Raw genomic sequence first — 23845 nt, forward strand, 5'->3', positions numbered from 1 at the left:
AGGGAGTCCGCAGGTGTCAGCACGACGTCGTTCATCCCCGACTGCCCAGCGCGCCCGCGCGGCCGCCGGACGACACTTTCAGCAACTCATGAGCGACTGGTTCACCCTGACCTTCATCCAGGACAGGCAGAAGCTCGCCGGCCCGATCACCCCCACGCTGCTCAACTGGATGTTCCTGGCCGTCATCGGCGTCATCATCTACGCTTCCGGCTTCACCCTGACCATCGCCGCCGTCACCGGCGGCTGGTTCCTCATCACCCTGCTCCGGTCCGCCTACGTCCAGCGCCGCCGCCGCACTCAGGTCGCCGGCATCTTCGAATCCCTTGCACCCGCAGCGAAGTGGCCGTCCGGAACCGCCACCCGCCCCGCGGTCCCGAGCAACCACATCAAGAAGATCCGGTGGGGTGCTGGCGCACTCCCCGAACAGTTCAGCGTCACCCTCAACTCCGCATCCCCGGCCGCCGTCGCCCCACTGCTGCGCGGCGGCTTCGAAGTCATCATCGAAGGCCTCCCCCACAGCAAAAGCAAACAGGGCGGCGAATGGCTGTTCACCTGGAACAAGTCGACCCTCACCGCCACCGCCGTCGACCACACCGATCCCCGACTGGTCCGTAAACTCTACGAACGCCGGATCACCGCACTCGTCGCACAGAACTTCGCCGTCCGCATGACCGCCGCCGCAGCAACCGGCTGGGCCGTCGAAGTCAAAGACTGGGCACAAGCCGAATCCGCCACCGGCGAAACCGTCGAATACCCCACCGGAATCAGCGTCCGCTGCGCCGACCGAGACCTCACGGACCTCGCTCTCCGCGACAAGGTCGAACGCCTCACTGAACGCGCAATCCCCGTCCCCGGCGAATGGCTGTTCACCTGGGACGCCAGCGCCTCCATGCTGTCGGTCGACCACACCGACAGGGACAGCCTCGAAGCGCAACGCAAACGCACACAACGGCGCATGTCCGACGACATCAACGCACTCTCCCCCGCACGCGGGAAAGACCCCGTCATCCTCGAAGTCGTCGAATGGGTTGGCCCAGAACAAGCTCTCCCCCGGCATCTTCACGTCTCGTTCGGAACTCTTGCTCTGGACGATCCACGGAAGAAGGATCAGATCGAGGACGGGTTCGATGCGGCCGTCGTCAATCGCTGGCCTGAAGCGCGTTCCCTACTCGAATGGCATCACGGGGCGACCACTGAACTCGACATCACGCTAGTAGCTAAAGACGACCCCCGCGCTCTCCGTCGAGTAGCGCTTACTCGGTTTCGGAATGTTGTGGACTCCAAGTTCGGAACCAGCCGCAATGCCGTCACGACCGAAGTTCTTGAATGGCAGCCGGACCTCAGTGCGGTGGGGACGGCACTTCCACAGAAGGCGCGAGTCCACTTCGGGACCGTTGATGTTACGAAGTCCGACACTCGTGATCAGTTCCAGGATCACTGGGACAGCATCGACGACGCGAATGACTGGCATTACGAGTGGAATACGCCAGAAGGGTACGTGGAAATCAAGGCTGTTCCACCACTTCCGCAAGCTTTCTCGTTCCCAGGGCCCGGCACCCCGGAGTTTGACGAGTACATCCGCCTGTTCCGGGAAGGGAAGATTGTCATTGGGGAGCAGAAGGGGGGAGGGACCTTCGTATGGAACCTCAATGAAGATCCGCACGGCCTCATCGGCGGAAAAACGGGTCAGGGAAAGAGCGTCACGCTCGATGAGGTGATCTTCCTCAGCATGTGGTGTCACGACATGGTGGATCTGGTGATCTGTGACCCCAAGCGAAGTGACTTCACCTGGACTCCTGAGTTTCCGAACGTCGTCGAGTTTGCGGCAGGAGCTACGGAGATCGTCGATGCGATCGATTATCTCGCCTCGGAAATGGACCGCCGCCAGGGGCTGCTGCAGAAATACCCAGGAACTCGAAACATGCGATACCTGCGAAGACTCTACAAGGAACACCCCGAGTATGAAGCTGAAGACGGTCCCGCCCCGAAACGTTTGATCATGATCTTCGACGAGATCGCGAACTGGTGGATGAAGTCTGACGACAGTGAACTAGAGGAGCTGAAAGGGCGCGCCCGAACTCAGATGGAAGGTATCGGGCAGCTTGCTCGCGCACTCGAGATAAACGTCCTAACGGCCGCACAGAAGCCAGACAAGAATCGGCTGTCGACGCAGCTAAAAGAGAATCTTGGTTTCAGATTGTGTGTGGGAAGGGTTAACGGGCCTACGTCAGAGCAGATTCTTGACTCTAACCACGGCACACGATTCCCCAGTAAGCGAACCCCGAAGGGCCGCGGCTGGGCCTACACATCAGGTGCTGATTACCAGGTTGTTCAGATCCCTTACCTGCCGAACGCCGATGAGCTGTGCCCCTGGGATCCAAGTGTGAAACTGCGAGGAACTCGCGATCTGATTCGAGAAAAGCTGAAAGCAGAAGGATACGTTCAGATTCACGAACCGAACGCATCGGGTGGCATGGAGCCGCGCTGGGTCACAGTCGAGGGATCGGAAACTGCACGACGCAAGACGGATTCGGAACAGAGGTTGGTCCCGGCCGACTTCCCTGCTGATGCTGGCGATAAGTACCTCGTCGACGACGAACTCACCGACGACACCCCCAACAGCCAGGACTCCCCGTTCGGTGCCGGCGAAGAGCTGTGGGACGACCCGCCCTGGGACACCGACGAAAACACCTACGAATCAGCCTGACCCGACCGATAGAGGAGGAGCTACACATGACGACACTCGCTCAGTTGGACACGATCGGCCCACTTCCGTTCCCTTCCTTGGCGACTGACCGCGGTCAGGACTGGATCCACCGAGTCTGCGACAACCGCTTCATCCTCGCGCGCACCGCAGACGGCGGTACTGCCGAATGGGATCTTGCAGCCGACGGGCACCTGCTGGCCGTTGGGTCACCGGGAAGCGGCAAGAGCACCCTCGTGACCACGCTGGCGTACCAGGCGGCCGCCAACCACGACCTGATCGACATGATCGTCAATTCGCCACACGCGGAGTTGCCGCAGTCGGTGACTGACATCGGCATCCGCTACACCGGCCGGGAGGATCTTCGGGCCGTCGTCACGGACTGCCTCGCCGTCGTGCGCCGTCGGCTCCGCGAACAGAACACCACCGACCCTAGGCGGCGACTGGTTCTGGTCATCGAAGCCGACCCCGAGATCAGCCACATGAAGGGCGCCTCCCGGATGGTTGAAGACCTTCGCGAGATCCTCCGGACAGGCGCCGCCGTCGGCGTTCACGTCGCGGTGACCGCACTGCAGGCGAACTCGGTATGCCTGGATGCGACGACGCGGGAAATGCTGACCGCCCGACTGCTCCTACGACCCGATACGGACACCGACTACAACGCCCGAATCCTGTTCGGCACCGTCGAACTCCCCCACCGTGCGCCGGGCACCGGTCTCGGCCGAGGCTGGTTCACCGCATCCGGCGCGATCGCTGACGTGCAGGTGCCGTTCATCGATCGTGCGGCGGAAGTAAGCCTCCGCCACCATCTCGCCACCACTAAGCAAGGAGAACAACTGACATGAGACTAGGAAGCCTCGTAGGGGCGGTGGTCATCGTCCTCGGCATCCTGTTCTGGGCGGCGTACGGGTCCCTGCCCGTTCCACAAGGCGTCCGTGACCTGTGGGACAAGGCCTGGAACAACAAGGTCGAGCCCGCCAAGGAGGAATGGGAGAAGCAGAAGGCGAAGTACGAGACGCAGACGCCGCAGCCGCAGAACTTCAGCCTCGGCGCCGTCGACGGTTCCCGGCAGATCGTGTGCACCCTACCGGCGTGCGCGGCGTGAGGGGCTGATCACCCATGGTGATGGGACCGACTCACTCGATGTCCGGTGCTGCCCTCGGGTTGGGGATGGCCGCGGTGATCCCCGCATCGATCGGAGGGCCGTCGACCGCGGTGGGCGCGATGACGTTCGCCGCGGTGACCGCCGGCGCCGCACTCCTGCCGGACCTGGACTCACCGCAGGCGACCATCGCCCGCACCTTCGGGTTCCTGTCGGTGGGGGCTGCGCACATCACCGAGAACGCCGCCTTGGCCGTCTATGAGGTGTCGCGGTCGGATCGGGATCGGGACCTGCACAACGGGCACCGGACAGCCACACACACGATCTGGTTCGCGATCCTCGCGGGCCTTCTCGTCGGGGTGCTGGTGGCGATGTTCGGGAAGGTGCCGGCGCTGATTGTGCTGTTCTTGATGCTAGGGCTCGCGGTCCGCGGCCTGTTCCCGGAATGGTCATCGAAGTCCGATTGGCTGGCGATCACCGCGGTCTCGGCCGGGGCGGCGTTCGCGGTCGGCGCGTGGCAGCCGCAGATGGCCAGTGCGTGGGCATTGGGGATGGCGGTCACTGTCGGGGTGATTGCGCACCTGCTTGGGGATGCGCTCACCAAGTCGGGGGTGCCGATGCTCGGCGGACTGGTGTCGATCAACGGGAAAAGGTGGTGGGACATCTGCCCGCCCGGGTTCCTGCGGATCAAGGCCAACGGCGTCGCCGACAAGGTCCTGCTCGGGGTGTTCACCGTCCTCACGGTGTGGCTGACGTATGCGACCGTGTTCGACCCGTCGATTCTTGGTGCGCCCTGGCCGCCCGCGTTGACCACGGCAGCACCGTAGCGCCCGAGAAGGCAACTGTGGCCGCCCACCGATCAGGTGGGCGGCCACAGTCCTCTCCGGGGTGATGCGGAGTGGTCAGGCAGGACGTGCAGCGGCCAACAGCGGTTCGACGTTGGCGCGGATGTCCTTGTAGTGCTGCGGGATCGGGTTGATCACCGCGCGGGGGCCAGCGACGTAGGCCTCCATCACATTGTTCAGGTTCGGGTCGATGCCGGCGGACCGCAACTCCTGAACGTTGTCGCAGTTGACCGCGACGAGAACGTTCGAGGCGTCGGTGGGGCTGTTGATGTCGGTGGCCTTCAGGATGGGCGCGTAACGATCCCACTGGGACGGGAACAGTTGCGCTGGGCCGCGTGCCCCCGACGGGGACTCGACGGCCTTGAAACGGGAGCCGGTGTACATCTGGGCGGCGATGATGTCGCGGGTGATGCCGTTGCAGCCGTGCTTGCCGACCGCGGAGTCGATGGCCTCCTGGTACTCGTGCGGCGCATGACTCCACGCCACGCTGGCCGGTTGCTCTGCGGAGGCGGTGCTGCAGCTGCTGACGCCGATGACTGCGGCGGCAGCTGCGACGGTCAGGACCGCCGATCGGGTGAGGGGGTGGGGCATGGTCATGTCTCCTGAGCTAGACGGCTTCGTCGATGCGGGTGTCGACTTCTTCGAGCGCTTCGGCGATCACTGCCAGTGTCTTCGTGGCCCACTTGGTGGCCGCTTCCGTGCCGGTCAGTTCCTTCCGGATCGCGTCGAGGTCATCGTCGTCGACGGCGTCGATGACGTGCGGCACGGTCTTCTCGATCTTGGCGATCGCCGGCAGCAGCTCGAGGATGCGGACAGCATCGTGCATCGCCCGACGCACATCAGCGGCCGTTCGCATATGCACCAGCGCACTGCTGACGTCGAAATCAGAGACTTCGGTAGCGCCCTCGGGCATAGCGGTGTCGAAGATCGACGTCACCGACGGCTTTGGAGCCGGTGGCGCCGACGGTGGCGCCTCGGCGGGGATGTCGTCGATACCGTCGTCGAGGTCGTCCTCATCCTCGACGCTGTCAGCACGGGGGCGTGAAGCCTGCCCCTCTCGTGCGCTTCCCCCGTCCGAGGTGCCGCCGGACGGCCGCGTCGACCCATCATCGACGTCGTCGTCGCGATCTGGGGGACCGGCCTGCTGCTGCTCCTTCCGGGCAGCACGTTCCTCGAAGCTCTCCAACGCATCACCGATGATGTCGTTGACCTGGTCGGGGCCCTTCGGGTCGAGCTCGGTGAGCCGGTCCTTGATGTCCTCGATCAAGTCGGTGTCATCGGCGCCAGCCGACGCCGCCGAGATCGACCGCACCTGCCGTTCGGTGATGTGCAGCTGCGACATGTCGATGCCCGTCGATTGCGCGATCGACCACGCCAGCCACGCCACCCGCGTCATCCGCCGCAGATGCGTGTCGGACAACGGCTTCCCCGTCCGCGGGTTGTGCAGCATCCCCGCGAGCTCACGGGAAAGCATCTGGCGCGGAGAGTCGTAGCCGAGCGCCACGTGCCCCTTGCGGGATAGCAGCTCGCCGACGGCTTCGTAGAAGTCGTTGGCGGCAGTGACGGCCTTCCCGATCAGTGCGCGCGCCTCCTCCGCGGTGCACGGTGTCGACGCGATGTCGACGACTTCGCCGTCAGTGGCGGCGGGTGCCTGATCGACCAGCGCCATCTCCGCCAGGTCGGCGTCGATGGCCGCGTCGGCGTCGTCGATCGCCGTACCGGGATCTGTGATGGTCATCGGGTTCCTCTACTGGTCAGAACTTGTGCTCGGCGGCGAGCCGCTGACGGCGGCCGGCGGCGATGTCGGAGGAGGTCGGGTTCACCAGCCAGCGGGACTGCTGAACGCGCTGCTCGTCGCCGTAGGCCCGGTCCAGGACCTCGTGACGAGCTGATCCGGTAGGCGGCACGTAGTAGCCGTGCTCCACGTTGGCGTTCGCCGGAAGGCCTAGCAGTTGCTTCAGGTCACGCTGCTGCGTGGCGATCGTCTTCTTGCCGCGCGCCGACCGTTGGATGCCGACGGTGATGCCGCCGTTGGCGTCGGCGAGGACCGAGTAGGAGCGGCGGGCACCGCGACCGGACAGGACCTTGCGGAGTCGATACTGCACGGCCTTGGTGTCGGTCAGATCGACATCGCGGACTTGGGTGGCGGTGGTGCCGTCAGAGCGCGTCGCGTCGTGGTGGCGGGTCCACGTTGTGGGTTCGTCGATCGGCTGATTGTCTGCGTTGCGGGCGGGCATGCTGACCGGTGACCGCATCAGGGTGGTGGCGAAGCTGCGTTGTTCGACGGCCGCCAGGAACTCGCCGTTGCGTTCCCCGCGTCGCCGGGCCAGGGTCGCGAAGTCGACGCGACTGCTCGCGGTCAGCGGCGCATCGAGGGAGACACCGCGGACGGCTTCGGGGTTGGCGTCAGGGCGACGCTGGGAGCCGTTGGCGGCCTCGTAGTGGCGCCCGGTGTTTGATGCGACGACGGCCACGTGGTGGCAGGAGTGATTGCGGGCGTACTGAGCGCAACTGCACTTGAGAGTTGAGCGGCCGCCGTCGTCGAACGGCGACATGTACCGCTGACCGTCTTCGGACCACAGCCGAACGTGGCCGGTCACGTTCGCGTCCGGGAGGTCCGCGGTCACACCGACCTGGGCGAGGGTGGAGTTGGTCGCCGTCTCGGCTTTGACCGCGGCGACCGTCGCCATCTGGATGCGTCCCTCAGCGTGGTTTCCGTCGGCATCGAGGTAGTGCAGCTGCTTGCTGCCGGCGCGCGCCAGACCAGTCTTCAGGGTGCGGGGTCGAGGAGGCATTGCCCCGGGAACCTCACGGAGAACTTGGCGGTAGGCGGCGTTGTTGGCGGCGTTGCGGGCGGGGACCTTCTCTGAGGGGCCACCGACGACCGGGCAGCGGTGGGCACTGTTCATCGACGCGAACTGCCCGCAGGTCGGGCATTGAGTCATGGTGCCTGCGGCGATTGCATCCGCTGCGTTCTCGAACTTGTACACCTCATCCAACTTCTGGGGTGCCAGACCGAGTGCGTGGACACGCTTTCCGAAGCTGTCGGTGCCGTCAGTCAGTTCCTCCCACGTCTGCGGGGAGATCCGGCGCCGGAACGGCGTCGGCGGGGTGACGGTGCCGTCCTTGCGGGTGTACGGCTGCGGGGTAATCTGCAGGACCCCGTTGGACGGGTTGTAGCGAGCCTCTCGGATCCACGAGGCGCTGCCACCAGCCTTGTCGAACTCGGCGCGTAGTGCGGCGCTCTCGGCGTTGATGTCCTTCTCCTCGCGGGCGATCTGCCGTTCGGTGGGAACCCCGTCGGGGCACAGTTCGTTGATGCGTGCCGACCCGAGTTCGCGCAGGGAGGCGAGGGAATGTCCGGGGTACAGGCGATCGAGGACCGCTTCGAGTTTTGCGTCGTCGGTGTTGATGACGGACTGCCACCTTTGTGCGTCTCGCATCAGATCGAGCTTGCTGCTGCGTTCGGCGAGGGCGTCTCGTTGGGCGACCAGCACTTCGTTCGGGCAGTCGGGTTCTTCGTGACCGAACTGGCCGCACTGGCCGCACTTGAGGAGGTTCTTCTTGTTGCTGGCGTCCTGGAAGGTGCGTGTCGTGCAGAACTCGTCGCCCATCGCAGACTTGTTTGGCTGCCCCGCGAGCGCGGACAGCCGCCGCTGCTCCATTTCGGCCATCGCTGCCCGAGCCCGCCCCGACTGGCCGATCTCGTCCTGGTCGCGGGAGGTGACACCGGCCATCGCCAAACTCTGCTGCAGCGACACCGGTCGGGTGTCGCCTTCGCCTTGTGGTCCGCCGGCGCCGATGTTCTCGCGGAACGTGTCGGTCAGCGAGATGTTGGAGAAGTCGCCGGTCCGCTTCATCAGGGCATTCCACTCGGACTTGGCCTGCGCCATTGGGATGCCCCGGTGACGGGCGTTCATCTCCAGGAAGTTCATCTTGGCGGGCTGCCGGCTCTCGAGGATCTGTCCGAGTCGTAGCGTCGCGGCCAGCTGATGAGGTTTGTTCTCGCGGGCAGTGCCTTCGATCGGTCGCCCATGACGGTCTTTGCCGGTCCTAAGTGCCTCTTGCTCTGCGCGGAAGCGGGTAATAATTCCGGTCTGTCCTGCGCGGCCACTGTAGGGGCGGTACTTCTCTTCGTCGGTGAGATCCGGGAGAGCTTCGACTTGGGCAATGATCTGGTTGAGATGCTCGATCTGCTGCTCTTTGGTCATCGGCGTCATGCCTTCGAGCTCGTGTCCGAGTTCGTGGATCGACGATTGGACTTCGGCGTCGTGGAAGACGCCGTCACCGTTGGCGACCGACATCTTCTTGATCAGGCCCATGACTGCAGACCGTTGAGGATTTTCGCGGCAAACCACTGGGGTCTCCTAGTGTCTGTGTGGCTTCGAATGGTGTCTTAGATCATCACAGGCGCGCACGCCTGCTGTCAGGCATTGACCTGCGCTGATGATGGGTCGGATTCCTGATTGCGACGCAGGAACGGTTGCGCGACAGGGTCATCGGTGAACTCGGTGTACAGATCAGAGAGCTGGTATGCCGGCCGTGTCTCGCACGTGAGGAACCCCGCCTGGACCAGGCTGTCGATCAGTTCTTCTTCGGTGTCGATCGTTAGCGACACGACGTTCTCATCGGTCGGGTAGTCGAAGACTTCGCCGTCGGCGTCGGTTGCCTGTCGGATCGTTTCGATGGTCGGCGCATCTGTCCACGGGTTGTAGTCGCCGGTGTTGATCACCAGTCGGGTCTCAGCCCGCCACTCGGGGCGCACCATCAGCACGGTCTGCGGTGCGGTCTCGGCGTTGATCACGACCGGAACTTCGGCGGGGATGCCGATCGGGAAGCCGCCGCCCTCGGTTGCGGACACCGTCAGCTCCTCCTTCTCGAAGTCAGTGAGCTGATCCCACAGCCCGGAGGCGACGGCGTCGGCGTTGATCGCCTGCTGCAATGTGATCCGGATGCGGGCCGCGAACGCAGTTCTCAGCAGTGCCATCTCGTACAGCAGGTTCTGCAACTCCTGATGTGCACGGATTCGTTCGGGCGAGTCGAACGGAGTCGGCTCGTCCTCGTCAGGTTCGGCGGCGGCGGCGATCTCCGGCGGGAACAGGTCACCGACGCTGGCGGACGCCCCGTCATCGGTGGTGTCCCGGACGCCGAGTGCGTCGATCTGCTCTGCGAGGGCGAAGTACTGCTCGCCGATCAGAACGCCGAGGACGTCGGTGAGCCGGTCCGCGTAGATCCGGTCATCGGTGCCCACGATTGTCACGTCATACAAGTATGGGCGCGTGTTGCCGACCAGCGGCAGCACTCGACCGTGGGCGGCGCCGACTCCAGTCTTCTTCGCATCCGTGGTGCACATCGGCGGAGCGCACAGGTGCGGGGGGATCTGCCGCGCCTGCTCGGAATCAATCACGGTCACGGAACATCACTGGACCTTCCAGGTGGCTTCGAATGGGTGATCTGAGGATAGGAACCGCGTTTCCCCACCCCTGGACAGCTGTGGGACCAGCTATTTGTTCATGCCGGTGAGCAGCGCAAACGCCGTCTCGGAGATGGTGGCCGCGACTTTGTCCGGCGTTTGCCGCTCCAGGACGTGCGCCTGCCGTGGACGGACCCGGTCCTCCCCGCTGTCGGGCATCGCCCACACCACCGTGAATCCGGCCCGGACGGCGTCATCGACGGCATCCTGCACGTCCGTCTCGTCAGGAAGTGCACCATCGGTGACCACAACGATCAGGCCGACGCCGTCACCGGTCAGCTCTGCGGTCGATGACCGGATCGCCGCGCCCGCTCCCGCCGACCCGGAACCCGGATCGAGAACGACCGGCACCTTTCTCGGCGCGACACCGGAGGGGACGATCGGGAACGCATCCCCGCCGAACCCCCACAGGGTGTGCTGCCCACCGATTTCGGCGACAGCGTGCGCGGCCGCCCACCCCAACGGGGCAGCCGTCTGGGCCCACCGCTGCATGGTCGCCGACGCATCGACGATGACCGCCAACCGAAGACGCGTACTCGTCCGCGGAACTGACCGCATCGCCGTCCACGGTTTCGCCGTGACCGGGAGCCCTGCAGCCCACTGGGCTGACCGCGCTACCAGTTGGCGGGTGTTCAACCGCCCTGCCGGATAGGAGATCGGCGTCGGTGCCATCGATGGCACCCGGTGGCCGGCAACGACCAGACCCTGCATGAAGGTCCGCCGGTTCTTGAGATCGCGTTCGGTGGGTTCCCGCCAGGACACCAGTCGGCGACCGGATGTCATCGGGCCGCCGGCGCCGATCTCACCGCCGGCGGCGGCGTGGCCGACACCTACGGCCGGTGCGGCGTCGGGAATGAGTGTGGACAGCCTCGCGGCCCGGTCCTTGGCGGTCTTTGCCGCCGCCAACAGTGACGCTGACAGGTGCCTTCCGAGAGGGTCTCGAGTGGGGTTCTCTGGCCACTGGAGTATGCCGTCGGTTCCGAGGCCGGGTAGGGGGACGTCGGGGAACGTCTGGTGGTGCAGGTCTATCCATTGGGCTGCCAACGTCAGCCAGTCCAGTGCGGTCGGCACCGTAGTCGGGGTGGGGTGTCCGGTCAGTGCGGCCCGCCACAGTCGCTGAAATTCGGCGAGGGAAGCGATCGGCAGGTGCTCGCCCAACAGGTCCCTGATGTCGCTGGTGACCGATGGTGGCAGCATCGCGGCATCGACGCGGGGAAGGAGCTCCCACACCGCCAACGCGGCGGTGACTGGGCCGGTGGTCCGTTCGGGTCGCCACAGGGTGTCGGCGACCGCCGTGAGAGTGCCGGCCTCCTCGATGCCCGTCGTTCTCAGTTGGAACCCGATGTGGAGTGCACGCAGGTGCTGGGCCACCTGGATGTGGTCGTCGGTGGCCTCGGCGCTGAGGTCGATGACGCTGGGTGCGGCGGCCGCAGTACTGACCGCGACGGTGGCCGCCACGAAGGGCGCTGCACGCAGTTTGCCTGTGTAGGTGCCGATGTCCTGTCGTAGCGCCGCATCAGGCAGGCGGTACCGGTCCGGGACGATGACACCGGCCCCCGGTCGGGCGCCGACCACCACGGCCGGTACGGGGTACTGGGTGTGGGGGAACAGTTCAGCGGCGAGTGCGGCGGCGGCCGTGGTGGCGCGCTGAAACGTCGTCTTCACTTGGAAACCTCATCCTTAGACTGCTCGGCAAATGTAGGTCAGTAGTTTCCGAGTGAGAGGCCACCAGGGGATGCTCCTGTACGGGTTCGTCTATGCCGATGGCGAGTTCGCCGATGCGCAGATGTCTGCGGTGACTGAGGACGGGTACACCCTGGACTCCCGCCAAGGGTTGGCGTCGCGGGCGCACCGCTCCCCTGACTGGCGGCTGTCGCGGACCAAACAACGGCAGCTCGCGGAGCTGATCGATGCCCTCCACGCCAATCGGGCATCGCAGTCGAGTCCGCCGGTCCTCGTCGACGTCGACGTCGAATCCGGAGACTGGGAACAGTGCGTGAAGGCCTTCATCAACGAGGTCTACCAGGGCAAGGGCATCCAGGGCAGTGCCGAAGAGTTCGCGCGGCGGAGTATGCCGCTCGCTGTAGGGCGTAGCGGTGCCGCCCCTACGCCCATGACGTTGGTTGATGGCCGGCGATACCAGCCGCGGCTGGTCAACGACGTCGGTGACGCGTCGATGCTGATCGCCGCGAACCGCGCCGGCCTGCATGCGGCGCTCATCGGACCGCCGGGAACCGGGAAGACGTCGGCGACCGTCGCCGCGTTCGGTGACCGCATCATCATGATGAACTGCTACGAGGGCATGGCCCGTGAGGACGTTGTCGGAGCGCTGCTTCCAGTCCCCGGTTCGGCCGGGCAATACGACTGGGTCGACGGCCCGCTCCTGCAGGCGATGACCCGCGGTCTGCCACTGCTCATCGACGATGCGATGTGGATGCCACCTGGCGTTCAGGCCATGCTGCACTCGGTCATGGATGACAGCCGCCGTGTGACGGTCATCGACCGCCCTAACGAGCAAATCGTTCACGCCGCACAGGGGTTCAGCGTGATAACCACAGTCAACCCTGGGATCGGGTATGGCCTGTCCGACCCGATCCTGAGCCGCACAGACCTGATCATCCAAGTCCCCGTCAACTTCGATGCTGTCGCCGACCACGTGCCGCCGACCCTCCTCGCCCTCGCCCAAGCACGTCAGCAACGGGCGCTCGAAGAGCAGGACCACACCCTCTGGGTGCCATCGCAGCGGGAACTAGTGTCGGCGGCGAGCGTGGAAACGGTGTTCGGTGTCGACTTCGCGGCCGCAGCTCTCCTGTCCAAATGCCCTGTCGATCAGGCAGAGGACTTCGGGCAGGAAGCCGCGAACATCCTGTCCACACAGATCAGTCCGCTGGTGGCGGTGTCCCCGTAAACGAGTGTCGGCGCCGGAACGAGGGTCCACAGCAAAGACCCGCAGCGTTCCGGCGCCGCACCTTGCCGGCCCACACATGGCCAGGGATGAGGATCGCGGCCTCCCAGCACATCCCAAGGGGATCAGTAATGCACCGCCAGAGGCCACTTCCCTATCGCTCGCCAGTGTAGGTGAGCCCTCCGACGCCTGTACGGGACTGCGCCGATCTCAGGACGCCAGCTCGACGTCCACGGACTGCGTCGTCCCTAGCGGAGAGCGCCACAACTGGTGGACCTGCGCAGCGTGATCGAGGATCTCATTGGTGTGCGACACCAGGATCGGGCTGGAGAACAACTCCCGAATCACTTCCAGCACTCCGCGGCGGCCATCCTCGTCGAGGTAGCTGGTGATCTCATCGCCCACCAACTGCGACGGCAGACCGCCCTCGGTGATCTGCATCGAGATTCCCAACCGGAACGCCAACCCCACGCGAGCTTTCTCGCCGCCGGAGAGCGCCGACGTCTTCCGGAGCCGCCCGTCCGCGAGCTCCACCCGAGGAACGAAATCCGATTCAAGTCGGAACGCGACATGCTCGCCACCGAATCGGGCCAGCAGCTCAGTAGCGGCCGCGGAAATGCCCGCGCAGAAGTCCCCGATCAGATCCTCCCGGTAGGCGCCGAGCAGCTGCGATACCGTCGCCAACACCTCGGCGTCCTGCACAGCCTTCTGCTTGCGCGCCCACTGGTTAGCTGCCACCTGCGCGGCGGACCGCAGTTGTGAGGCCCCCATCTGCGCTGCTTGCGCCGCAGTCGTCGCCGACGCTGTCTCTGCAGTCAACGAGTCAGCAGTCCCCCGCAGTCGGCCGGCCTCACTCAACGCTTCGGCGACAACCTCGGGATCGGGTGCGTCGACGACAGCGACCGTCGCTGTCTCCAGCTCGGCGGTCACCTTCCGCAACTGCTCGCCCGCGGCATGCACGGCTCGGATCGCGGCACGCTGTTCGCCCGCGGTCGTCAGCCGTGCATCGATTGATGCCTTGGCTGCCCGCAGACCCGCCAGGACCTCCTCAATGCTGCCGTCGGTGTCCTCGACGAGGGCAGCGGCGGCAGCGAGCTGCTCAGCAAGGTGCTCCTGCGCCTGTCGGTCGCGGTGCGCGGCGCCGTCGGCGGCCGCTGCGACCCGGTCAGCCTGGTCGAGCTCGCTGCGGAGCTTCTTGATCGTCGCGGTCAGGGTGCGAGCCTGACCGGTCAGCTCGTCGATGGTTCGACCGTGCTCGGCGGCACGCGCCGATGCCTCCGACTGCTGGTCGGTCAGATCAGCCATGAGTCCGGCGGTGTCGGCGAGGGTCTGCTGGCAGGTCGGGCAATGCGCGGCCGCCGATGCGAGGGTGTCCAACGACTTCCCTAGTCGCGCGACTTCGGTGGTGGCGGCGGTTTGCGCAGCCCGTGCCTGCTGCCCTTCGGCGACCACTGTCTCGTACTTTTCGGCCAGTTCGGTGACCTGCGACTCCACGTTCGGGCGGCTGGCTTCGGCAGCCGAGGCCGCTTCCCGCGCGGTCTGCGCATCCGTGTGTGCGGCCTCAGCGGTCCGGCGGGCCGTCAGCAGCGCATTCCCCAGGTCGGCGATCGTGCCGCGTTGGGTGTCGAGTGCGCGCAGCTGCGTATCGACGTCATCAAGGCTGGTCGAGGGGGTCAGCCCAATCTCAGCGAGCGCGGCGGTGGCCGCATCCACGCTGTTGGTGGCGGCGGAGACGCCGGCGCGGGCGGCCACAACAGCCTCCCTCGAGGATTGGGCGGTGATCGCGCGCTGCTGCAGGTCGGTGGCGATGGTGTGGGCGTCTCGCCAGTTGTCGACGGCGCGATCGGACTTGGCACGCGCCAGATCGGCGGCCTTCTGCAGTTCCTCGGCATCAGCGGTCGCGGTGTCTGCAGCGTCTTCAGCGTCGGCGACGTCGGGGTGGGAGCCGGGCAGCGCGTCGGAGATTTTCCGGGCGTCGTTGGCGGCCTTGCGGGCAGTGTCGCGGGCCTTGGTCAGCTTGCTGACACCGGTGTGCTCCTCGACGAGCTTCTGCACTTCTGTGGGTGGTGCAGTCGTCAGGATCGCGACTTCGCCCTGCCGGATGAGGCTCGATCCGGTCAGTCCTCGCTCCCCCATTCCCAGGATCTTGGTGACCTCACCGGTCATCAGCGTCGGAGTCATGTTCTCGATCTCCACGCCGTCGCGCCACATCTGCGCCGACGAGATCTCCTTGTCCTGTCCGCCGCGCTTGGCTCGGCGCAGACACCGGCGTGTCCGGTACGTGGTGCCCTCATGCGACCACGTGTAGTCGGCGACCACCAAGGACTTCGGTTCGGCACGGTCATACCGCAGGTCCAGCATCTCCTGATCTGGTCCGGGATCTCCGTACATCGAGAACACGAGTCCGGCGAACACGGAGGACTTCCCGGAGCCGGGAGGCCCGACCAACGCGTGCACTCCGTCGGCACGGAAGTCGAGGTCCAGCTGTTCGGTGGACCGGAAGTTCTCCAGGTGAGCGGTCAGTAGTCGCATGAGATGGTCCTTCACGGAAAACGAGGGCGGCGGAGCGTGAACCCGTGGCTCACGCATGGTGATCGAATCAGGGGTGCTCGCCAGGTTGCGGCATTCCGAGGTCGGTGAGGTCCTCCTCAGCGAAGCTGCGGACCTGTGTCCACAGCAGGTCGGGGACGCGTTCCCAGAGGCTGCTGGCCGCGGCGTTCTCGTCGTCGGAAACGTACGCGATGGCGCCGGGGCCGGCGAGCAGAGTGCCGTCCGCCGGCGGACGGATCCCGTCAATGAACTCGGCGGCCTCGGGACGGTACTCGGCCGCATTGAACGCCTGGGCTGCTTCCCTGCCGACCGGGCCGCTCCGAACGGTTGGCTTCAGCAGGTCCTTTCCTGACAGGAACCACCCGGGTGGGGCGCCGGTTCTGGCTACAGCGACTGGCGCAGTCAGGCCCAGCAGATGGTCGCCGCGGTACACCAGCGCCGATCTCGGGAGTCGGATCAGGCTGAGAAGGTCGGTGACCTGCTGTTCGTAGACGGCGAGTATCCGCGCGTACTGGGCGGCTTGCGCGCGAGTCTGCCGGTCGGTGGTGATCCATACAGTGCCCTCGGCCGCCACGATCTGGGCGGGATCGTCGAGGAGGTCGAGGATGTCATGGGCGGTTAAGGAGATGCTCACAGGTCAGCTTCCGGTCGTTGTCTGCAGATCGGTGAGCGTAGCGGTCACCTTCGACAGCGCCGCCTCCCGGACCTCGTTGCTGGCGCCGGCAATGACGGCCGCGACTCGCCCATGGTCTCGTCTGGAGGTGAAGTCGTCGATGTAGCTGAAGGCGCGGCCTCCGGAGTTACGGCCGATCTTCCGGTCTGGGTGCTCGCCGCCGTCGACGGCATCGCGCAGCGCGTTGCCGGCGAAGCTCACGCCCCAGTAGGCGGCTTGGCCGGCGGCCGCAGACCACTCCCCGGCGAGAGCCCGTACGCCGTGTCGCTGTGTGGGGGTGGCGCCGATGAGTTGCTGGCGCAGGATCCAGCCGCCGTCTCCGGTGATCTCGGCAGACTGGTCGTCCCACCAATCCTGCTCGGCGAGGCGTCGGTGCACGAGCTCGTTGATGTCGGCGACGCTGGATCCGGTGCAGTCGATGGGTTCGAAGTCGCGTTGCGGACGCATCCACACCGGCTTGAGTGTCACAGTGACGTAGCCGTCTTCGCCGAGCTCCACCAGCAGCCAGCCGCGTGTGCAGATGTCGTCGGAGAATCCGCGGCCGATCACCGACCCGGTCATCCACACCTGACCGGCCTTGCGGTCGTCCGGCCCGAACCCGGGGATCGGGCCCGGCGTGTGATAGTCCGACAGGATCGATGCGCTGAAGCCTCGATCGACCCATTCTGACGGGATGATGCGGGTTGCTCCGTGGCGGTCGTCGGCACCGAAGAGCCGGTCGTCGGCGGAGAAGATGCCGTGCGCGACGAGGATGTTGACCGCGTCCGGCACCGGTTGGGGATCGATGTCGATGCCGCGGTCGGCGAGTCGCGGATTCAGCCCGTAGTGCGACACCACATGCAGATACAGCGGCAGGTCGGGGTTCGGCTGGTGCACCTCGTAAAGGCCCGGCCAGGGACCGACCGCGTCGTCGCCGTTGCGCTCCTGGCGGGGGAACACCGCCCGCGACCCCAGCGTCGGTCGATGTACTGACGCCACTGCCGACACCTGCGTGGACGACGCCGCATCGTGGTTGCCGGAGTTCGTGATTCGTTCGATCTCCGCGGCGACGCGCAGGTCGTCGATGCGCAGGGCCTCGTCGATTGAGCGGGGCGTGGGTGTGTGCGTGTGGAAGGTGTCGCCGCCGTCGACGATGACATCGACGCCGGCAGCGATCATCCCGGCCATGACCTGCTCGTAGGCGGCGTAGCCGTCAACTTCGCGGATGTTCAGGCCGCTGGGATGCTGACGGGCCATCCCCGACATGCGGTACCCGAGATGGGCGCAGCCGTAGAAGCCGAGAGAGAAGACGGTGTTCGTGGTCATGGACCTATTGTCTGGACCGGTTTCCGGCTGGCGCGGCACAGCCGCCACTGGGTGTCAGACCCTGCCTGTACAGTCCCCGGCGCGTTCGGCTGTCCACGCAGACGCGGGTGCGATACCATGGCCTCACTTTCGAAGCTACACATTGATAGACCCGCTCTACGTTTGCGCTTGTTCTCTCGTGGGATCGGTCTATCAAGACCAATTACACAGAGGAATCATCGTGGTCGCCGCTGCAGTCTTGAATCGGGCATACCGCCCTGCCGTTCGAACCGTTCGGCCTACACCAACCACCCCGGTGCGCGAATGTGAACGCACCCCCGCGCTCTTCGACCTGCCCGAACCCGCTCCTGTCGAAGCCGACGCAAACCCACTCGTCGGAACCGACGATGGGTACATCACCTTGGACGCTGTCGCCGACGAGGCCTCCGCGACAGCACGGTTTGCCCGCGCCGCCAAACGGGCCGTCGGCGCCTGCGAACGCTGCCCCTTCCTCCAGCAGTGCCAGAGGGAGACCACCGAGCAACTGTTCGCCGGACAGCGGCCTCAGACCGAGGTCCGCGGCGCAGTCGCCTTCGACGCCGAAGGGCTCCCCGCTGACGCCGTCCACCACATTCCCCGCCGACGCGACCTCGACCAGTTCACTCTCGACGTCGAGCTGGAGCTCACAGGCGTGCGCCACGATCCGCGCACGGACTGGGTGCCGGCCGACCTTGAGCCCGTCGGCGCGCACGACCCCTACGCCGTCCGCATCGCACTGGACGAGCGCCGCACCGACACCGTCGTTACGCAGTCCTACCTCGACGCGAAGCCAACCGCTTCGGCCGACGGCCGCATCGTCTTGTCCTACACGGACGAGATCGCTCTGTTGCGCACAGGCCTGACCGACGGGCTGGTCACGAAGAACCGATTGAAGCAAGTTCTTGACACCAAGTGGGAGAAGGTCGCCGAGCTCGCCCACATCCTCGGCTTCGCCCCCGAAGGGAAGTACGCCCCCAGCCCGTGGGCGCAGCGACGTCGCAGTCTTGCGGCTGCGGACTCGCAAGCAGCAGCCGCCATGGCCGCAGCGGCTCATCGTGAGCAGTACGCACGCGACCTCACCGCGATCCGCCGTAACGTCGACCACGACCGAATCCTCGACCTCGCAGATCGCTCACACACGACGATATTCAGTGGCCCCACCCCCCTGTCGAGTAGAGTGCGGCGCACCACCCTTGTCAGTCATCGCAGTGAAGCACTCTCACGCTTCGCGCACCGCTGACCTCCCCCTGAGCAGGAAGTATGCCTCACGCACGGCCAGAGGATCGGTATCGGACTGATCGTCCTCGGCATTGTCACCTTATCCGTAACTTCGATGAGCAGAACTGGTTGTTTGGTCAGGTGGGCGACGTGATGCACATGCGCACCAAGGAGGCAACGTGAGTACTGATCTGGCGCGCATCATGAGTCGCGATCGACGAACCCGCGATCTCCTGAACACGCCTGATCTTTCGGGAGATGCGCTGCTGTTTGTGCTTGCCGTGTACGAGGTCGCAGAGGGACGTAAGGACGCCGGGACCCGGATGGGGCCGCGATCGCAGTGGACGGCGGACGTCGAGAGGATCGTCATCGGGGCAGCTACACCACAGCGAAGATGGGTCCGGTCCGTGCTTCGCATTGACTATCGCAACGGCCGCACGCTTCCGAAGTGGCTGCCGACCGAGACGTGGGACGAAATCTACGCGTGGGCGTGGCAGAACGACGTCGTGACCGCCGAGGCTCCTGGTCCCGGTTTACGGCTCGTGACCAACGAGGGCGTGGAGACATCGTGACCGTCGGGTCACCGTTCCAGACAAGACTGTGCACGACGTCTATACGGAGATCGGAGCGTTGTCGTACGCAGTCGTACACACCGCCGAACAACTACAGATAACGGCGCGAGACCGAGAGGTAGCTACTCACCTCGCCGTATGGAACACGTGCCGTTCGCGGTGAGGAGAGGAACCGTACCAACAGTCCTATGCGGTGCTGTGCGGGGAACAGGCGCAGCAATCGCTGTTGTCGACGGGTTCGGCTGCGTCATCCCCCTCTTCGCCGGGGATATCAGTTGTGGGCAGCGGTGCCGATCCGACCCCCGTAGAGAAGATCTGCGACGGGCTCGCACATGATCTCGACGATCCCTGCCGGAGGTGGCGGCGTCAGACCACTGATGAGGATGCACTGCAGGGCGTCCACGACAGCGGTTCGCGCGACGAACGGCAGCGCCGTCGGGCGCTGTGCCGCGGTGATTTCCTCCAGATAGCCGCCAGCGCGAGGGAACCGCGCGATCAGCGACTGCTGACTCCACTCGGTCGCAGCCTGCCAGCGCGACAAAGCGCGCTCGGCGGCGGTCCTGGCTTTGCTGGTCTGCTGGGAGATCTCCACGAACTGCATCTGTTGACTGGCAGGGAGGGCTTCGACGTCGGTGACGATTCGGAGCATCTCCGCATACCGGTGGGGGTCGTCCACGCTGGGCCTGTCTAGAAGTGTGCGTATCCGCCCCGCCTGGAGCAGATGCTCGCGGGGCAGGGCGGAAATGGGAGGGATGGTTGCGGGGGGAGTCTAGTTCATGGTCTGCAGGGCGCGACGGGCGGACTCGATGACGCCGCTGATGCTGTCGACGGCGTCGTTGAGGTCCTGGGCGCCATCAGCGGAGGGAACGATCTTGACGATGGCTCGGATGTTGTCTAGTCGGGTCTGCATGTCCGTGAGGCTCTGCTCGTTCGGGTAGGTGCCGGCGAGCGCGCGGGCATCGTTGAAGACTTCCTTGATCATCTTGCTGATCGACTTGCTCAGTTCACCAGCGGCGTCGCTGCGGCCCTTCCCGTCCGCGCCGAGGGTTGCGCGCTCGGTGTCGTCGAAGCTGATGACCATGATCGGCTGTGCCATGAAAATCTCCTGTGCTGGATCGGTTTCAGTCAGTGTAGGGAGACTGTTTCCTGCAGCCCTGCTGGTTGACGGCGTGGGTGAAAGTGCTTGCGATCCAGTCGATTGCGAGGCACGGATGAACTATCGGCCGCCGCCCGGGAAGTCGGCGGGGCAGGATGGGTGACAGCGGACAGTGGTCCGCCCCGGACCAGGAAGGACTATCTCTTGTTCTCTCATTCTGTTCGCATGGCTGGTGCCGTAGCAGTGCTCTCGGCTGCCCTGGTGGCGACCGCGGCGTGCTCGAGTGGCTCGTCGATGTCCACCGACTCGCAGGATGCTTCGACGGCGTCTTCGTCGGTCTCTTCGATGCAGCCGGTTCCGACGCAAGGTGGCACTGCGCCAACCCAGCCAGGCACCGAGCCTGTATCGACCGATGGCCAGCTGGGGTCGGTGCAGACCGTCCAGGGCGAGGGATTCACTGCACGGATCCAGGTCAAGAACGAGCCCCGGCGGACAGTCACCAGCAACGGCAAGACCGACCTGCTGGTATTTGATGTGGTGATTGACATCCAGTCCGGCCAGCTTAAGCCGCTGTACACGAGCTGGCGGCTGGTGACCGGGTCCAGCGAGTACTACTCCAGGACTCCGAGCGACCTGCCGAACGCGCTGGGCAATGCCCCGATCGATCACCACGCCGAGGGAGTGATCGCGTTCGCGAACCCCAAGCTCCAGGACTCGGTCACCATTGACCGCATCGAGCTGTTCGACAAGCTGTCCCCGTCGACCAGCGACGAACCGGCCGTGCAGTGGCGTGCCCCGTCGCCGATCCTGATCGGTGCGCTTCCGATCATGAAGTCCTAACGGCGCGTTGCCGGGCGGAGGGTTGTCCCTGACTAGAAGGGCGGCTCTCCGTCGGCGGCGGCGGTCGCCCATCGTCCGGACTTGCCGGGGCCAGCAGGTGCCACGTGCCCGGGCGTGCGGGGGCGGGTGAACGCAGCCATCACCGACGCGCTGGTCGGCGCTTCCCGCACGTCCAGCAGAGACGTGTGGCTGCGGACCGACCGGTCGCCGCTCACAGGGCGCCCGGGGATGGCGGTCAGTCGTCCTCCGCGGTCGCCGTCGGGCAGGCAATGCAGGTAGCGGGCCCGTAGTTCGGTGATCCACTGCTCGTTGTGCTGCAGCCAGAGTGCCGGATCGGTGAACACTTCAAGGAATACGGGGTTGGTTCCCAAGCTCAGACCGGTGATCTGTCCTCCGATGCACGTCCACACGTAGCGTCCGGTTGCTGCCGGTGGCGGAGTGGCCCGGTACAGGGCGACGTGGGCATCGGAGATCTTCCCCGCGAGTTTCTTGACGTCTGCCTGATCGTGCAGTCCGTAGCCGACGAACACCACGCCGAGCTGCCGCCAGATGTCGTCGCGGATCGAGGTGATCGACTGGGTGATGAAACCCATCCCGATGCCGAACTTGCGGACGTCGCGTGCGGCGGCCGCGAACTCGTTCGACAACTCGATCTGGGCGTCGGACTGCGTGCGGGAATCGACCGGTCCGGCCCACTCCCACGCCTCATCGGTCAGCCACAGAGCGTTCAGGGTCCGCCCGGCGGAGAACTCGCTCTGCCCCACCCGCTTGATCGTCCCGACGATCTGACGCATGATTCGGGCCTTCACCGACTTCGAGTCGAGGATCTCGGCCGCCTTGGTCCCTGCTGCGACGTCTGCCGACAGGTCCAGGATCACCAGCGGTGCGGGGGAGTTCTCCGGTGGCCGCAGGGCCGTGGTCAGTACGCCCCAGGCCGGGGTGCGGCGGTAGGACTTGTCGAGGTCTTCGGGTGCGGTGCCGTCGGCGATTTCGGCGAGCCCGGCGGGGTTGAACGGACCCCACAGCTGGTGCAGGGCGGCGAACACTTCCAGCAGCTGGTCGAATTTGTGCTCACCGTCCTTGTCGAGGGCTCCTGCGGGGAGCCGGTCGGCGAGTCGTTGCTCGAGGGGTTCGCCGCGGGAGTCGAACTCGGGGCGGTAGATGGTGGCGGCGACGCGCTCCTGCTGCTCGCGGCCGGCGTACACGGTGCCGGTCGGCAGGATCGTGTGCAGGACATCGAGCAGGTAGGCCAGCAGATCAGCGGACGCCACCTCGGTCCAGTCCCCCGTGTGACATGCGGCTTCGACCTCTCCGGTGCGGGAGAGGGCGTCGGCGAACGTGGCGCGGGCGGCCGCCATGTTCTCTTCGGCGCTGGCGCCGAACGCCAACAGCCGGAAGAACCCGGCCTCCTGCAGGAGTCGCAGGAATAGGGGCGCGTCCTTCTGCAGCCGGAGGGACTGCGAGATGCGCGCGACGATCACTTGGCGGCCGAGCGCGCTGGCAACACCCTGCAGGGAGATCGGCAGCCCGTGCTCGCGGCTCCATTGCCCCTGCGGATCCGCGACCAGGAAGGCCATCTTCTCGTGCCGCATCATCGTCGATACGAAGTACGACGCAAACGCGCTCTTGCCAGATCCGCTCTGCCCGAACAGGCCAATATGTACCGCTCCGCGGTCGGTCGCGTAGTGCGGCAACGTCATCGGCACCAGAACCGATCCCGGCCCGCGCAGCGTACCGAGATATCCGGCGTCATGGGCATCGCTCATCAGGGCGTCCGCGAGCTCCTGGTCCAGCACCCGCACCGAGGTTCCCGTGGCCGGAGAGTTCGACAGAGTCGTCGACCACCGCCGCCACTGCGCGCCGTGTCCACGGAACACTGCCTCCACCTTCACGATGACCCGCCGATTGTCTTGACTGGCGCGGATCGATGTCGCGGAGTCGACAGCGAGATGGGAGGCCATCGCTCCGCGCGCATCCATCAGCGGGTTGACCGTTTCGATCGCGGTGACTGCACCGAGGGCGACTTCGGTGTCACCGTCATCGAAGTCGACCTCGATCGCCAGCATCGCGCCCAGCAGGGGCTGGCTGGCGGCGTCACGCTTCAAGATCAGCTCCAGCCGGTCGCAGGTCGATTGGGTCGCGACTGTCGCGACATCCAGTGAGGTACTCACGCGGCGATGCTCCTTCGCAGGGTTGGTGTCGGGCAGCAGTGTCACTGCTCGGTGTCAGAGGACAACGTAGAGCGCTGGTGTCCGAGTTCGCGGTACCGATCGGGTGCGCACCGCTGTGACGTGCGCGTTCTGCGATGGCAGTGCCGGAAACCCGCCGGTTATGCTTCGAGCACTATTCGAAGCCACAACGCGCAGACCACCACTGCCTCATCAGACCTGTCAGCTAACCGCGGCTGAACTCTCTCGGATTCTGTTGGGCAGCGCTGCGGAGAGGACCCACTGTGACACCCAGCATCGCTGGCGCTGACCGTGTGACCGCGCCCGCCACGCTCAACTTCGTACTGTCCGCTAGCTCGATGCGGGAGGACCGCTG

At 65.6% G+C, this 23845-nt stretch carries 19 protein-coding genes; 8 read left to right on the plus strand and 11 right to left on the minus strand.

Annotation, left to right across the window (positions count from 1 at the left end):
• Positions 1–88 precede the first annotated feature (88 nt).
• From AAFO60_RS10775 to AAFO60_RS10790, 4 genes are read left to right on the plus strand one after another with little or no spacing between them, the layout of a single operon-like run.
• Positions 89–2707, plus strand: coding sequence for an FtsK/SpoIIIE domain-containing protein (locus AAFO60_RS10775; RefSeq protein WP_347956195.1), 2619 nt, complete (start codon positions 89–91; stop codon positions 2705–2707).
• 26 nt (positions 2708–2733) lie between these two features.
• Positions 2734–3549: a hypothetical protein gene (locus AAFO60_RS10780; protein WP_347956196.1), complete on the plus strand. Its 816-nt coding sequence runs from the start codon at positions 2734–2736 to the stop codon at positions 3547–3549.
• Entirely contained in the window at positions 3546–3809 is a 264-nt protein-coding gene (locus tag AAFO60_RS10785) for a hypothetical protein (protein WP_347956197.1), read from the plus strand. The genes AAFO60_RS10780 and AAFO60_RS10785 overlap by 4 nt, the downstream gene beginning before the upstream one ends.
• A gap of 20 nt (positions 3810–3829) precedes the next feature.
• Positions 3830–4633: a metal-dependent hydrolase gene (locus AAFO60_RS10790; RefSeq protein ID WP_347956198.1), complete on the plus strand. Its 804-nt coding sequence runs from the start codon at positions 3830–3832 to the stop codon at positions 4631–4633.
• Positions 4634–4708: 75 nt separating this feature from the next.
• Here AAFO60_RS10790 and AAFO60_RS10795 read toward each other — a convergent pair whose 3' ends face one another.
• The 5 genes from AAFO60_RS10795 to AAFO60_RS10815 form a co-directional block, all read right to left on the minus strand.
• Complete coding sequence (locus tag AAFO60_RS10795) at positions 4709–5248, minus strand: hypothetical protein (RefSeq protein WP_347956199.1); 540 nt, start codon at positions 5246–5248, stop codon at positions 4709–4711.
• Positions 5249–5258: 10 nt separating this feature from the next.
• Positions 5259–6389 carry a hypothetical protein gene (locus AAFO60_RS10800; RefSeq protein ID WP_347956200.1) on the minus strand — a complete coding sequence of 377 codons (1131 nt, stop codon included), beginning with the start codon at positions 6387–6389 and terminating at the stop codon, positions 5259–5261.
• A 16-nt stretch (positions 6390–6405) separates the two neighbouring features.
• Positions 6406–8973, minus strand: coding sequence for a hypothetical protein (locus AAFO60_RS10805; protein WP_347956201.1), 2568 nt, complete (start codon positions 8971–8973; stop codon positions 6406–6408).
• A 104-nt stretch (positions 8974–9077) separates the two neighbouring features.
• Positions 9078–10064: a hypothetical protein gene (locus AAFO60_RS10810; protein ID WP_347956202.1), complete on the minus strand. Its 987-nt coding sequence runs from the start codon at positions 10062–10064 to the stop codon at positions 9078–9080.
• Positions 10065–10154: 90 nt separating this feature from the next.
• On the minus strand, positions 10155–11789 hold the full coding sequence (locus AAFO60_RS10815) for a hypothetical protein (RefSeq protein WP_347956203.1): 1635 nt from the start codon (positions 11787–11789) through the stop codon (positions 10155–10157).
• A 70-nt stretch (positions 11790–11859) separates the two neighbouring features.
• Here AAFO60_RS10815 and AAFO60_RS10820 point away from each other — a divergent pair, with 70 nt between their 5' ends.
• On the plus strand, positions 11860–13032 hold the full coding sequence (locus tag AAFO60_RS10820) for an AAA family ATPase (RefSeq protein ID WP_347956204.1): 1173 nt from the start codon (positions 11860–11862) through the stop codon (positions 13030–13032).
• Positions 13033–13239: 207 nt separating this feature from the next.
• Here the strand turns inward: AAFO60_RS10820 and AAFO60_RS10825 are convergent, their stop codons facing one another.
• The 3 genes from AAFO60_RS10825 to AAFO60_RS10835 form a co-directional block, all read right to left on the minus strand.
• Positions 13240–15561, minus strand: coding sequence for an AAA family ATPase (locus tag AAFO60_RS10825; protein ID WP_347956205.1), 2322 nt, complete (start codon positions 15559–15561; stop codon positions 13240–13242).
• Between the two features lie 67 nt (positions 15562–15628).
• Positions 15629–16213, minus strand: coding sequence for a hypothetical protein (locus AAFO60_RS10830; protein WP_347956206.1), 585 nt, complete (start codon positions 16211–16213; stop codon positions 15629–15631).
• 3 nt (positions 16214–16216) lie between these two features.
• On the minus strand, positions 16217–17557 hold the full coding sequence (locus AAFO60_RS10835) for a metallophosphoesterase family protein (RefSeq protein WP_347956207.1): 1341 nt from the start codon (positions 17555–17557) through the stop codon (positions 16217–16219).
• Between the two features lie 220 nt (positions 17558–17777).
• On the opposite strand from AAFO60_RS10835, the gene AAFO60_RS10840 reads away from it, so the two are divergent.
• Both AAFO60_RS10840 and AAFO60_RS10845 read left to right on the plus strand, forming a co-directional pair.
• Entirely contained in the window at positions 17778–18815 is a 1038-nt protein-coding gene (locus AAFO60_RS10840) for a hypothetical protein (RefSeq protein ID WP_347956208.1), read from the plus strand.
• 157 nt (positions 18816–18972) lie between these two features.
• Positions 18973–19365 carry a hypothetical protein gene (locus AAFO60_RS10845; RefSeq protein WP_347956209.1) on the plus strand — a complete coding sequence of 131 codons (393 nt, stop codon included), beginning with the start codon at positions 18973–18975 and terminating at the stop codon, positions 19363–19365.
• 271 nt (positions 19366–19636) lie between these two features.
• Here AAFO60_RS10845 and AAFO60_RS10850 read toward each other — a convergent pair whose 3' ends face one another.
• Together AAFO60_RS10850 and AAFO60_RS10855 are read right to left on the minus strand one after the other, a co-directional pair.
• The gene (locus tag AAFO60_RS10850; RefSeq protein ID WP_347956210.1) at positions 19637–20041 is read right to left on the minus strand and encodes a hypothetical protein; all 405 of its coding nucleotides are present in this window, start codon (positions 20039–20041) and stop codon (positions 19637–19639) included.
• A 93-nt stretch (positions 20042–20134) separates the two neighbouring features.
• Positions 20135–20461, minus strand: a complete 327-nt coding sequence (locus AAFO60_RS10855; RefSeq protein ID WP_347956211.1) for a hypothetical protein — start codon at positions 20459–20461, stop codon at positions 20135–20137.
• 225 nt (positions 20462–20686) lie between these two features.
• On the opposite strand from AAFO60_RS10855, the gene AAFO60_RS10860 reads away from it, so the two are divergent.
• The gene (locus AAFO60_RS10860) at positions 20687–21301 is read left to right on the plus strand and encodes a hypothetical protein (RefSeq protein WP_347956212.1); all 615 of its coding nucleotides are present in this window, start codon (positions 20687–20689) and stop codon (positions 21299–21301) included.
• 32 nt (positions 21302–21333) lie between these two features.
• Here the strand turns inward: AAFO60_RS10860 and AAFO60_RS10865 are convergent, their stop codons facing one another.
• Positions 21334–23472 (minus strand): helicase HerA domain-containing protein, encoded by a 2139-nt coding sequence (locus tag AAFO60_RS10865; RefSeq protein ID WP_347956213.1) that lies wholly within the window; start codon positions 23470–23472, stop codon positions 21334–21336.
• Between the last annotated feature and the right edge of the window lie 373 nt (positions 23473–23845).

It is taken from the genome of Gordonia aichiensis (assembly GCF_039946255.1).
GTDB classification, from domain to species: Bacteria; Actinomycetota; Actinomycetes; order Mycobacteriales; family Mycobacteriaceae; genus Gordonia; species Gordonia aichiensis_A.

Excerpts from the sequence above, each read along its gene's own strand:
- AAFO60_RS10835 (WP_347956207.1), bottom strand. The coding sequence starts at position 17,557 with ATGACCACGAACACCGTCTTCTCTCTCGGCTTCTACGGCTGCGCCCAT.
- AAFO60_RS10775 (WP_347956195.1), top strand. The coding sequence starts at position 89 with ATGAGCGACTGGTTCACCCTGACCTTCATCCAGGACAGGCAGAAGCTC.
- AAFO60_RS10800 (WP_347956200.1), bottom strand. The coding sequence starts at position 6,389 with ATGACCATCACAGATCCCGGTACGGCGATCGACGACGCCGACGCGGCC.
- AAFO60_RS10785 (WP_347956197.1), top strand. The coding sequence starts at position 3,546 with ATGAGACTAGGAAGCCTCGTAGGGGCGGTGGTCATCGTCCTCGGCATC.
- AAFO60_RS10825 (WP_347956205.1), bottom strand. The coding sequence starts at position 15,561 with ATGCGACTACTGACCGCTCACCTGGAGAACTTCCGGTCCACCGAACAG.
- AAFO60_RS10780 (WP_347956196.1), top strand. The coding sequence starts at position 2,734 with ATGACGACACTCGCTCAGTTGGACACGATCGGCCCACTTCCGTTCCCT.
- AAFO60_RS10790 (WP_347956198.1), top strand. The coding sequence starts at position 3,830 with ATGGGACCGACTCACTCGATGTCCGGTGCTGCCCTCGGGTTGGGGATG.
- AAFO60_RS10860 (WP_347956212.1), top strand. The coding sequence starts at position 20,687 with ATGGCTGGTGCCGTAGCAGTGCTCTCGGCTGCCCTGGTGGCGACCGCG.
- AAFO60_RS10855 (WP_347956211.1), bottom strand. The coding sequence starts at position 20,461 with ATGGCACAGCCGATCATGGTCATCAGCTTCGACGACACCGAGCGCGCA.
- AAFO60_RS10795 (WP_347956199.1), bottom strand. The coding sequence starts at position 5,248 with ATGACCATGCCCCACCCCCTCACCCGATCGGCGGTCCTGACCGTCGCA.
- AAFO60_RS10805 (WP_347956201.1), bottom strand. The coding sequence starts at position 8,973 with ATGGGCCTGATCAAGAAGATGTCGGTCGCCAACGGTGACGGCGTCTTC.
- AAFO60_RS10820 (WP_347956204.1), top strand. The coding sequence starts at position 11,860 with ATGCTCCTGTACGGGTTCGTCTATGCCGATGGCGAGTTCGCCGATGCG.